The 10,664-nt window shown below is 66.6% G+C and carries 10 protein-coding genes; 2 read left to right on the plus strand and 8 right to left on the minus strand.

The genetic code is table 11. The features are described from left to right. Nucleotides 1–396: 396 nt before the first annotated feature. From HNR60_RS23615 to HNR60_RS23650, 8 genes are all read right to left on the minus strand, one after another. A complete protein-coding gene (locus HNR60_RS23615; protein ID WP_184262820.1) occupies nt 397–1,347 on the minus strand; it encodes a TorF family putative porin in 951 nt (316 codons plus the stop codon). A 426-nt stretch (nt 1,348–1,773) separates the two neighbouring features. Further along, nucleotides 1,774–2,685 (minus strand): hypothetical protein, encoded by a 912-nt coding sequence (locus tag HNR60_RS23620; protein WP_184262822.1) that lies wholly within the window; start codon nt 2,683–2,685, stop codon nt 1,774–1,776. A gap of 118 nt (nt 2,686–2,803) precedes the next feature. Then, entirely contained in the window at nt 2,804–4,117 is a 1,314-nt protein-coding gene (gene glcF, locus HNR60_RS23625) for a glycolate oxidase subunit GlcF (protein WP_184262824.1), read from the minus strand. Further along, on the minus strand, nt 4,114–5,355 hold the full coding sequence (locus tag HNR60_RS23630; protein ID WP_184262826.1) for an FAD-binding protein: 1,242 nt from the start codon (nt 5,353–5,355) through the stop codon (nt 4,114–4,116). The genes glcF and HNR60_RS23630 overlap by 4 nt, the downstream gene beginning before the upstream one ends. A gap of 127 nt (nt 5,356–5,482) precedes the next feature. Further along, entirely contained in the window at nt 5,483–6,976 is a 1,494-nt protein-coding gene (locus tag HNR60_RS23635; RefSeq protein ID WP_184262828.1) for an FAD-linked oxidase C-terminal domain-containing protein, read from the minus strand. A 59-nt stretch (nt 6,977–7,035) separates the two neighbouring features. Next, the gene (locus HNR60_RS23640; RefSeq protein ID WP_184262830.1) at nt 7,036–7,710 is read right to left on the minus strand and encodes a TetR/AcrR family transcriptional regulator; all 675 of its coding nucleotides are present in this window, start codon (nt 7,708–7,710) and stop codon (nt 7,036–7,038) included. A gap of 234 nt (nt 7,711–7,944) precedes the next feature. Beyond that, on the minus strand, nt 7,945–8,262 hold the full coding sequence (locus HNR60_RS23645; protein WP_184262832.1) for an AzlD family protein: 318 nt from the start codon (nt 8,260–8,262) through the stop codon (nt 7,945–7,947). Next, nucleotides 8,259–8,999 carry an AzlC family ABC transporter permease gene (locus HNR60_RS23650; RefSeq protein WP_184262834.1) on the minus strand — a complete coding sequence of 247 codons (741 nt, stop codon included), beginning with the start codon at nt 8,997–8,999 and terminating at the stop codon, nt 8,259–8,261. Before HNR60_RS23650 ends, HNR60_RS23645 begins: the two co-directional genes overlap by 4 nt. Before the next feature lie 142 nt (nt 9,000–9,141). On the opposite strand from HNR60_RS23650, the gene HNR60_RS23655 reads away from it, so the two are divergent. Together HNR60_RS23655 and HNR60_RS23660 are read left to right on the plus strand one after the other, a co-directional pair. Then, the gene (locus HNR60_RS23655) at nt 9,142–10,038 is read left to right on the plus strand and encodes a ParA family protein (RefSeq protein WP_184262836.1); all 897 of its coding nucleotides are present in this window, start codon (nt 9,142–9,144) and stop codon (nt 10,036–10,038) included. Beyond that, nucleotides 10,022–10,486, plus strand: a complete 465-nt coding sequence (locus HNR60_RS23660) for a hypothetical protein (protein ID WP_184262838.1) — start codon at nt 10,022–10,024, stop codon at nt 10,484–10,486. The genes HNR60_RS23655 and HNR60_RS23660 overlap by 17 nt, the downstream gene beginning before the upstream one ends. Nucleotides 10,487–10,664 lie beyond the last annotated feature (178 nt).

Below are 10,664 nucleotides of genomic sequence, written 5' to 3' on the forward strand. Positions count from 1 at the left end.
CCGCGCGGCGCGGGCCCGCCCCCCCCCCGCCCCGCCCCCCGTCGCCTGCCGGGGGGTCCTCGCGGGGGTGGGCCCCCCGGGGCCGGCGCCCGCCCCCCCCCCCCCCCCCCGCCGCGTTATGCCGAGGCGCCCCCTCACCCGACCCGGCTTCGCTTACGCTCCGCCGGGTCGACCTCTCCCCGCAAGCGGGGAGAGGTGAAGCAGTGCTCGCAGCTGGCGCTGCTCGCGCCCGGGAATGGCAATCCAGGACTGTTGAACCGCATCGATCCAACTTGAAAGAGTCTCGCTTGGTCCTGGCGAGCTGTCAGTTCCGCGACGAGTGCGGACAACCAGCAGCACAAACAAAAAGGGCGGCAGATCGCTCTGCCGCCCTTCTGAGAAGTCTCGGGAGGAAACTTACTTGATCGCGCCCAGCGTCACGTCAGCCGACAACTTGGCGGTGAAGCGCTCGCCGCACCAGTTCGAGGTGGTGCCGTTGGAGCTGAAGTCGCTGGTGATGTTCTGGCAGTTGACCTTCGACATGTCGGTGTCGGTGTAGCGCAGGTCCAGCGTGAACACCTTGTAGGTGAAGCCGATGCCGACGTTCCAGGTGTTGTAGTCGTTCAGTTTCACGCCCGCGAGGGTGTTGAACGGAATGCTGTAGAAGGAGTCCGTGGTGCCGAGCCACTGACGGCCGAACTCGCCCGACACGAAGGCGCCGATCCCGCTGGTGCCGAACCAGGTCGGGGGAACGATCACCTTGCCGACCACCGAGGCGTAGGTGCTCTCGAAGCCGAAGTTCAGGAAGTTCGGCGAATAGAACGCGGTGGCACCCAGCGAGAAGGTGTCGTTGAAGGTGTAGTTCACCTTGCCGTAAGCTTCGTAGAAGCTGACGTCTTTCTTCATCACGTTGCCGTTGGCAATCGACGAAGAGCCGAGCGGGCAGATGTTGCCGCCGCCCTGGATGGTATCGATGCACTGCCCACCCGGATACAGGTAGCCCCAGACGCCGAAGTCGAACGCGAAGGCGCCGAAGGTCGGGCGGATACCGCCGTAGATGTCGACTTCAGCCGCGGCGCGGTTGGTGAAGGAGATGCTCTCGAACGAGGAGCCGACATACAGCTGCAGGTTCGGGTTGATGTTGTAGCGCGGCTCGAAATAGGCGGTGACCGACGGCTTCTGGTTCGACTGGCTGATGCCGCGGAACACGTAATCGCTCATGATCGCGCCGCCGAAGGCGACATCCCACGGGTCGAACGCAACGACCGGCGGAGCCTTGGTGTAGACCTTCGCGGGAAGATCAGCAGCCGAGGCCGAGCCAACCCCAATCGCCAGCACAGCTGCGACCGACAACATAGTTTTCTTCATGACGATCCCCATCAATTGAAAGACAGTCCAACTCCGGTGCCCCAAGGCCCTACCGACAATCGACTGCTGCGACATCGCGTAAACTTGACTGCAATCTGCTGTGGCCGCAGCGATCCGTGAAGCGAAAAACACAAGCAGCTGCCGTCTTTTTGGGCAATTCGACCGTTTCTAAGAAGGTTGTCCGGCGGGTGTGGCTTTATGACAACAAAATTATCCGCAGTTGCACATCGTTACTACGCAATGAGTGCCCCGAAAGTCGCACCCGAAAGCCGCCCGGATCATCCGGATAGCGGCTTGCGGGCCGAATCGCGGGGCTAATTCCGGAACTGGCAGCGCCCGGTCACGACAAAGGCCGCGCCAGGCGCGGCCTTTTAGGTGGTCGGGTAGCGTAGGCGGCCAGACCGCCCGCCGGCGGCTGACGGCCGGTTAGTCCAGCGCGGCGTCGCCCTCGCCGCGGGCGCCGGGCGCTGCGCGGTGGCGCGGCTCGGCGGATTGTTCGTCGTCCGCAGGCTCGTCGGCGGCTTGCGGCGGACTATCCGGCGCCGGCTCGCTGTCGGGCTGGGAGTCGCTGTCCGGCGTGGGAGCGGTGGTACTGTCGTCCTCGAAGGCCGGCGGCGCGGCCGCCGCGACGGCCTCCGGCGTCCCCTCGGGCGAGGCGGCGTCGGGCGCCGGAGCGGCCACCGGCGCCGGCGCCGGCTTGCGCGGACGCGGCTTGCGCGGCGGGGTCGGCTTCGCAGTGACCTCCAGCGGCGGCGCGGCGACGCTCGGCGCGGGCGGCTCGGCGGCGGGCTTGCTCGCCGGCTTGCCGACCGACTTCGCCACCGTCTTGGCCACCGAGTTGACGAAGGATTTGGCGAGCGACTTCGCCGCCTTGGCTTCCGGCGCCGGCGCGCGCCGCGGCGCGGACGGCTTGCTCGTGGCCTTGCTGGCGGGCTTCGGCGCCGGGGTGACGGCTTTCTTGGCGCTGGTCTTGAGAGCCTTCGGCGCAGTGGACTTCGGCGCAGTAGCTTTGGACTTCGCCGTCTTGGCGGCGGCCTTCACCGCCTTGCCGGACTTCGCGGAGCTCTTGGCTGCGCCCTTCGCAGCTTTGCCGGCGGATTTCGCAGCGGACTTTGCAGAAGACTTTGCAGCCGATTTGGGGGCCTTCTTTGCGGACTTGCTTGCGGACTTGGCCGAGGTCTTCGACGCCTTGGTGGCGGATTTCGCAGCAGCCTTCTTGCCGGCCTTCTTGGAGGCCTTCTTGGAGGCCTTCTTCGCCAGCAGAAGCTTGTTGGCTTTCTTGTCCTTCTTGGCGGACTTGTCCTTTTTGCCCTTCTTGTCTTTCTTGCTCTTTGCCATCGTGGACTCCTGTTGCGCTGATCACTCTGTCGCGATGATCACTCGGTTGCGATGATCACTTGGTTGCGCCGGCAGCCGCCAGCGGGCGTAAGCAAGGCGCGTCCAGCGCGGCCCGTGGTCAGTCCGATCCAGGACGCGGGCCGCCTGTCGCCCAATCGAGAAGTTCAATCGTGTGCACCACAGGGACCGACGTTCCGCTGGCAATCTGCACCATGCAGCCGATATTGCCCGCGGCGATCATGTCCGGCTTGACGCTTGCGATATTGGCGACCTTGCGGTCGCGCAGCTGTCCCGCAATGTCAGGCTGGAGAATGTTGTACGTGCCCGCCGATCCACAACACAGATGACTCTCCGGCACATCTTTCACCACGAATCCGGACTTGGAAAGCAATTCTTTGGGAAGCTCGCGGATTTTCTGGCCGTGCTGCAACGAGCAGGCGGAGTGGTACGCGATCACAAGATCGCTGCGCTGCAGGGGTTTCTGCAATTCGAGCGCGCCGACATATTCGCTGATATCGCGCGCCAGCGCCGACACCCGGGCGGCGGGCGCGGCGAATTCGGCATCCTCGCGCAGCATGAATCCGTAGTCCTTGATCACCGTACCGCAGCCCGATGTGGTCACCAGAATAGCGTCCAGCCCGCCGCGCTCGGCCTCCTTCATCCAGGCGGTGATGTTGGCCCGCGCATAGGCCAGCGTCTGCACGTCGCGGCCGAGATGATGGATCAAGGCGCCGCAGCACTGCTCGTCGGGCACCAGCACAACTTCGATGCCGTGCCGGTTCAACAGCCGGATCGCCGCGGTGTTGATACGCGGCGCCAGCACCTGCTGGGCGCAGCCGTGCAGCAGCGCGACCCGTCCGCGGCGCGGCCCGGTCGCCGGAAACACCGTCCCGGAGGCCGGCCCGGCCGGCGGCAGATGCGGCGGCGCCAGCGCCAGCATCGCCTTGATCCGGTTCAGCAAAGTCGGCTTGCGCAGGTCGTGCGGCGCGGGCAGCAGGTTGACCAGCGGCCGCACGAAACGCGCCATCACCATGCCGAGCCGGAACAGCGCCGGCCGCGGCATCAGCCAGGCCAGCGCCGCGCGCACCAGTTGGTCCGGCCATGGCCGCGTGTAGTCCTTTTCGATCCGGGCGCGCGCCTGATCGACCAGATGCATGTAGTTCACGCCGGACGGACAGGTGGTCATGCAGGCGAGGCAGGACAGGCAGCGGTCGATATGTTTCACCACCTCGGCGGTCGGCGGCGCATTCTTCTCCAGCATCTCCTTGATCAGCACGATGCGGCCGCGCGGGCTGTCGAGCTCGTCGCCGAGCAGCACGTAGGTCGGGCAGGTCGCGGTGCAGAAGCCGCAATGCACGCAGGCGCGCAGGATGGAATCGGCGACCGCGATGTCCGGATCGGCAAGCTGCGTCAGGTTGAATTCGGTTTTCATGTCGCGGCTCCGCGCAGCATCCGGCCGCGATTGAGGATGTTTTTCGGATCGAAACTGGCGCGCACCCGCTGGCCGAGCGCGGCCAGCCCCGCCGCCTGCGGATGGAACACGTCGACCGCTTGGCGCACCGGCTCCGGCGCGCGGATCAGCGTGGCGTGGCCGCCGATCGCCTCGACGCGCTGCCGCAGGATCTTGGCGTTGGCGTCGGCTGAGGGCGGCAACGCCGCCCAGATCAGCCCGCCGGCCCAGTCGTAGACCACCTCGCCCTGGCTCTCCCGCGCCAGCGCTTGGCCGAACTTGCCGCCCGACGCCGGCGGGCAGACGATCCGCCACACCGGCCACAGCGCGCGCGGGCCGCTGGCCGCGAACGGCGCGACGTCGCGGATCGCCGCCCAGGCCGCGCTTGACGCGGCATCTTCCAGAATCTCGGCCTTGCCGAACGACGCCAGCCGTGCCGCCAGCGACGCCGCGCGATGCACCGCGGAGGCGGTGATGCCTTCGAGCCGAATGAAGGTCAGCGCCTGATCCGGCGCGCCGATCTCGCCGAGCGGGCCGGCCGTGGTCCGCAGCACCGAGCCCGGCAAATGCGCGGCACCGGAGACGTCATAGGGCGAGCCCAAAGCCATCGTCATCGCCGCGTTGGCGGCTATGTCGTCGAGCCCGCGCAGCAGCAGCGTGCGTTCGCTTTCCGGCCGCGGCATCACTTTCAGCGTCACCTCGGTCATCACCGCCAGCGTGCCCCAGGAGCCCGCCAAGAGCTTGCAGAGGTCGTAGCCGGTGACGTTCTTCACGACCTTGCCGCCGGCCTTGAAGCTGTCGCCAAAGCCCGACACCGCATGGGCGCCGAGCAGATGGTCGCGGGCGCCGCCGGCCCGGATCCGCCGCGGTCCGGCGAGGCCCGCTGCGATCATGCCGCCGATCGAGCCGGCATCCGCCGGCGTGCCGAGCAGGCCCGAGGTGTCGATCGGCTCGAAGGCGAATTGCTGGTTCTTGGAATCGATCAGCGACTTGACGTCCGCGAGCGGCGCCCCGGCCTCGACGGTGATGATCAACTCGTTCGGCTCATAATTGGAGACGGCGTTGAGTGCGGAGAGGTCGAGCAGCGCGTTGGTCGCCATCGGCTGGCCGATCGCGCGCTTAGAGCCATGGCCGACGATCTCCAGCGGCTGCTCGCCGGCGATCGCCGCGCGCACCGCGTCTTCGACATCCTTGGCGTCGCGGGGTTTCAGAGTTTCCACGGGGTGCTCTTGCTGTTGTTGTTGTTTGCGAAGGCGGGTTGCCACACGCCGTCCCTGCGCACGCAGGGACGACCCGCGGAGGGGGCGCGGTGAAGACGGATCAGGCGGCCGTTCTGAGTTGGCATCCTCAAAACCGCGGAATGTCCGGGAACGCCAGCTTGCCGCCGTGGACGTGCACGCGTCCCAGTTCGGCGCAGCGATGCAGCGTCGGGAATACCTTGCCGGGGTTGAGCAGGCCGTCCTTATCGAAGGCGCATTTCAGCCGCTGCTGCTGGTTGAGGTCGATCTCGGAAAACATCTCCGGCATCAGGTCGCGCTTTTCGATGCCGACGCCGTGCTCGCCGGTGAGCACGCCGCCGACCTCGACGCAGAGCCGCAGGATGTCGGCACCGAACGCCTCGGCCTTGTCCATCTCGCCCGGCTTGTTGGCGTCATACAAAATCAGCGGGTGGAGGTTGCCGTCGCCGGCGTGGAACACGTTGGCGACGCCGAGGCCGTATTTCTCCGACATCTCCTTCATCCGGCGCAGCACCAGCGGCAACTGCTTGCGCGGAATGGTGCCGTCCATGCACAGATAGTCCGGCGAGATCCGTCCGACCGCCGGGAACGCCGCCTTGCGGCCGGCCCAGAACAATAGCCGCTCCTTCTCCGAGACCGAGATCTGGCAGGTGGTGGAGCCGCAGGACAGCGCGATGCTCTCGACCCGGCTGATCAGCTCGTCGACCTCGACGCCGGGGCCGTCGAGTTCGATGATCAGCAGCGCCTCGACGTCGAGCGGATAGCCGGCGTGGACAAAAGCTTCGGCGGCGTGGATCGCGGGCTTGTCCATCATCTCCATGCCGCCCGGAATGATGCCGGCGCCGATGATCTGCGCCACGCATTCGCCGGCGGCCTCGACATCGGCGAAGCCGACCATCAGCGCGCGCGCGGTTTCGGGCTTTTGCAGAATCCGCACCGTCACCTCGGTGATGACGCCGAGCAGGCCCTCGGAGCCGGTGATGATGCCCATCACATCGTATCCGCAAGTCTCCGCGGTCTTGCCACCGACCTTGATGATCTCGCCGGTGATCAGCACGATCTCGCAGCCGAGCACGTTGTTAGTGGTCATGCCGTATTTCAGGCAATGCACGCCGCCGGAATTCTCCGCGATGTTGCCGCCGATCGAGCAGGCGATCTGCGACGACGGGTCCGGCGCGTAGTAGAAGCCCTTGTGATCGACCGCCTGGCTGATCGCAAGGTTGGTGACGCCGGGCTCCACCACCACGGCGCGGTTGTCGAAATCGATCTCGCGGATCCGTTTGAACTTGCCGAGCCCGAGCAGCACGCCGTCGGCGAGCGGCAGCGCGCCGCCGGACAGCGAGGTGCCGGAGCCGCGCGGCACCACGCGGATGCCGTTGGCGTGGCAATATTTCAGCACCTGCGAAACTTGCTTGGTCGTATCCGGCAGCACCACCACCATCGGCGGCTGCCGATACGCCATCAGCCCGTCGGACTCGTAGGGGATCATCTCGGCGGCTGACGAAATCACCCCCTCGCCCGGGACAATCTTGCGCAAGGCTGCGACGATTTCGTCGCGGCGCGCCAGCACGGCCTGATCCGGCTCCGGCATCTTGATCGACATGGTGTCCTCCCGGCTTGGCGCGGGCTATCGCCGCGCTCTTTTGTCGTTAGTAACTGCTATCAGGCGCCGACCAGAATCCGCGCCGGCATCACCGCCTGCACGACGAGGCCGCGGGCGCGGGCGTCCATCACGCCGACCGCGCGCAGCGCCAACAGCGTCACGGTCTGCACCGCGTCGCGCAGCCGGCCGGCGTCGTCGAGATTGTCCGGCGCCAGCGGCCCGACCAGCGATTCATGCAGCGCGCCGAGCAAGGCGGTGGCCGCCAAGGCGGTATCCTGCGCCGGCAGATGCCCGGCGCGGACCGCGGCGCCGATGCGCAATTCGATCTCGCCGGCGATTTCGCGGCGGCTGGCCAGCCGCGACGCGGTGACGTCGACGTCGACCGGCTCGGCGAGGATGCCCCAGGCCAATTTGCGATGCGACAACACATGCACCGCGACCGTGGTAACAGCCGCGGCCAGCGCCGAGGACGGGCCGGGTGCTGCATCGGCGGCGCGGCGGATTGCCGCCAGCTCATCGCGCGAGACTTCGGCGATCAGTTCGGAAATCAGGTCGGCCTTGCAGGGGAAGTAGCGGTATACTGTGCCGGCGGCGACGCGGGCGCGGGTGGCGACCGGCGCGATCTGCACCGCCGACATCCCGCCTTCCGCCGCGGTCTCGCGGGCGGCGGACAGAATGGCCTGGCGGCGCGCCGCCAGGCGTTTGACGACTTGCTGCGTTCGCCGGTAAACCATGCGGTCTCTTCCCTATCAGTCGGCTGCGCCCTGGGCACAAACCGCCGATTTTTCAAGGCTTGGAGCAAACGCTAGAGCTGATCGAGCCGGATGTTTTCCGAAAACCGGCATCCGATTTTCGGCATCATGCTCTCAGACTCCAAAACATCGTTCACTCAAGTTGCCAAAGAACTGAACACCAATTCAGACACTCTGACAAGTGGCATTTACACAATGCCACCACCGGGCTGCGAACTACCCGGCGATGCCCAGCGCGCGGGCCAAGGCGGCCACCGACATCCCGGTGATCACCGCGAGGAAGTCGTTGCGGCGGATGATGGTCACCGCCATCGCGGCCGCGATCGCCACCATCACCACCGGCCCGCCATTGACTGCGACCGGCAGCGCCGCGGCGACGATGATCGAACCCGGCAGCGCATCCAGCATCCGGCGAATCCGCGGCGTCACGGTCACGTAGCCCATCAGCCAGTAACCGCCGAGCCTTGAGGCCACGGTCACCGCGGTCATCACCGCGAACGCCAGCATGACGTCGCTCCGCAGAAACTCGCTCATGACGCCGCCCCATGCCGCGGCGGCGGCTCGTCCATCAGCCCGGCGGTGATGGCGCCCGACAGCGCGCCGGCGATGATGAACCACCAGCCGGGTATCAGGGCATGGATGGCGACCGCGACAGCACCGGACACCGCCCAGGGCAGCGCCCGCCGCGGCCCTTTCCAGGCCGGCACCAGCATGGCGGCAAAGAACGCCGGCATCACCAGGTCGACGCCGTATTTCTTCGGATCGGCGAGTTGTTCGGCGAGCAGGAAGCCCGGGATCGCCGCCACCACCCACAACGCATAGAGCACCAGGCCGCCGCCGACGTAGAACCAGGCATTGGCGCCGCCGTGCTCGCGGTAGCGCATCGCGGCGAGCCAGCCGCCGTCGGTGACCAGCAGCATCGAGGAATAGGCCTGCCACGGCGGCAGATTGCCGAACCACGGCTGCATCGTGGCAGTCATCAGCACGAAGCGAATGTTGACCGTGGTGGTGAGCAGCGCCAGTGCTGCGATCGACGACGGCGTCAGCCGCTCCGGCCAGGCCTGCACCGCGACGAATTGCGACAGCCCGCCATAGACCGTGGCCATCATCACCTCGACCTCGGCCAGGGTGAAGTGCTTCTGCGCGCACAACGCGCCGAACGCCATGCCGAACGCCAGTGTGCCGGGCAGCAGCGGCCCGATCGCGATCACGCCGGGCAAAATACCGTCGCGCGCCCAATAGGCTGGGGCTTTTGGAATATGGCTGGTCATCATCCGTCCAGGTTTACCGCTAAAGCTCATGCGGGCGATGCGCGGCGAGGTCAAGCGCGCGCGGCGGGGGGCAGCGCTGCGGATTGCCGCCGCCACATGCTCGCGTTATAGTTGCGCGGGCTTGGGACTCCTGAATGCCGCCATGAGCGCGAAAATCATCGCGGTCGCCAATATGAAGGGCGGCGTCGGCAAGACCGCGACCGTGGTTTCGCTCGCCGAAGCGCTGGCCGCCAGCGGCTATCGCGTGCTGGTGATCGATCTCGACGCCCAGGCCAACGCCTCGATCTGCCTCGCCGGCGATTCCATCCTGGCGATGCTGATGGCGCGGCAGGCGACGATCGAGGGATTTCTGCACGACCGGCTGCTCGGCGGGCGGCAGATGAGCATCAGTGACTGCATCCGCCACAATGTCAGCAACGTCTCGCATCTCAACCAACCGCTCGCGATCTCGCTGTTGCCGTCGAGCCCGGAGCTGCGCAATTTCGAGCAGATGCTGATCTACGAACTGACCCAGGCGAAGATGAGCTGGGCCGACATCGTCAAGAGCCTCACCGCGGTGATGAGCACGCATCTCGGCAAAGCCCGCAGGAGCTATGACTTCGTGCTGATCGACTGCGCGCCCGGAATCTCGGCGCTCACCGAAGTCAGCATCAGGCTCGCCGATCTGGTCATCGTGCCGACCATCGCCGATTTTCTCTCGACCTTTGGGCTGCAGCATTTCTGCGCCACGATGTCGAGCCGCGGGCTGTCGGAGCATGTGAAACGGCCGTCGCGGCCGCCCTACGTGCTGATCACGCGCCGCCGCAAGGTCAAGCTCCACGCCGAGACCGCCGCGATGCTGCGCAACGAGGCGACCGCCGACAAGCCGGCCTTCGCGATGTTCGCAACCGAAATTCCCGAGACCGCGGCGATCGGCGACGCGCTCGGACAGACCACCAAGTTTCCGATCTTCTCCCAGAAATGGGGACCCGTCGTGGTTCCGCTGCTCGCTGACCTGGTCGACGAACTCACGGAGGTGCTCGATGTCGATCGCGCTTGATGGTTTCGCGGTGTTGCACCGGCTTGGCGCGCATCCCGACTTGTTCGCGCCGGTCCGCCTCGACGCCGACAAGGCGGCGCGCGCGCTGGTGCTGAAGTGCCTCAAGGCCAAATCGGTCGGCGTCGAGGCGTTGCGCAGCATCCGCGCGGTGATCGGCGACGAGGCGTTCGCGCTGTTGCTCGACGGGCTGAAGGAGTCCGAGGTCAAAAGCATCCTGACCCGGCTCGACAAGCATTGCCCGGAGCTGAAGCAGGCCCGGCCGGCGTCGCAGCGCCAGCAATTGCGCGCGCTCGCCGAAGACCTGTCGGATCCCTCGCCGCCGCCGCCGGCGAAGACGACCGCCAAAAAGAAAGCCGCGGCCGCCCAGCCGGACAAGCCCGCGGCGCCAAAGCGGCTCGGCAGCGAAGTGATGGAGCAGTTCCGCGAAGCCGGCAAACGCAAGCGATAGCGATAGCTGGAGCTGGAGCGATAACGTTAGCGGCGCAGAATACGCCGCGAGAGGCAGCGCCCTCTGCTCCCCTCCCCCCTTGCGGCAGGGCTATCGCATGTGTTGGATGAGTTCGAAGAGGAACGTATCGTTCCATCCTGCACGTTTCAGTTTTCCGCGCAGCGATGTGGTGTTGTCT

The organism is Rhodopseudomonas rhenobacensis (assembly GCF_014203125.1).
Taxonomy (GTDB): Bacteria; Pseudomonadota; Alphaproteobacteria; order Rhizobiales; family Xanthobacteraceae; genus Rhodopseudomonas_A; species Rhodopseudomonas_A rhenobacensis.

What these genes read in the sequence shown, in the direction of transcription:
- HNR60_RS23615 (WP_184262820.1), bottom strand. Translation starts at nt 1,347, where the DNA reads ATGAAGAAAACTATGTTGTCGGTCGCAGCTGTGCTGGCGATTGGGGTT.
- HNR60_RS23620 (WP_184262822.1), bottom strand. Translation starts at nt 2,685, where the DNA reads ATGGCAAAGAGCAAGAAAGACAAGAAGGGCAAAAAGGACAAGTCCGCC.
- glcF (WP_184262824.1), bottom strand. Translation starts at nt 4,117, where the DNA reads ATGAAAACCGAATTCAACCTGACGCAGCTTGCCGATCCGGACATCGCG.
- HNR60_RS23635 (WP_184262828.1), bottom strand. Translation starts at nt 6,976, where the DNA reads ATGTCGATCAAGATGCCGGAGCCGGATCAGGCCGTGCTGGCGCGCCGC.
- HNR60_RS23640 (WP_184262830.1), bottom strand. Translation starts at nt 7,710, where the DNA reads ATGGTTTACCGGCGAACGCAGCAAGTCGTCAAACGCCTGGCGGCGCGC.
- HNR60_RS23645 (WP_184262832.1), bottom strand. Translation starts at nt 8,262, where the DNA reads ATGAGCGAGTTTCTGCGGAGCGACGTCATGCTGGCGTTCGCGGTGATG.
- HNR60_RS23650 (WP_184262834.1), bottom strand. Translation starts at nt 8,999, where the DNA reads ATGACCAGCCATATTCCAAAAGCCCCAGCCTATTGGGCGCGCGACGGT.
- HNR60_RS23655 (WP_184262836.1), top strand. Translation starts at nt 9,142, where the DNA reads ATGAGCGCGAAAATCATCGCGGTCGCCAATATGAAGGGCGGCGTCGGC.
- HNR60_RS23660 (WP_184262838.1), top strand. Translation starts at nt 10,022, where the DNA reads ATGTCGATCGCGCTTGATGGTTTCGCGGTGTTGCACCGGCTTGGCGCG.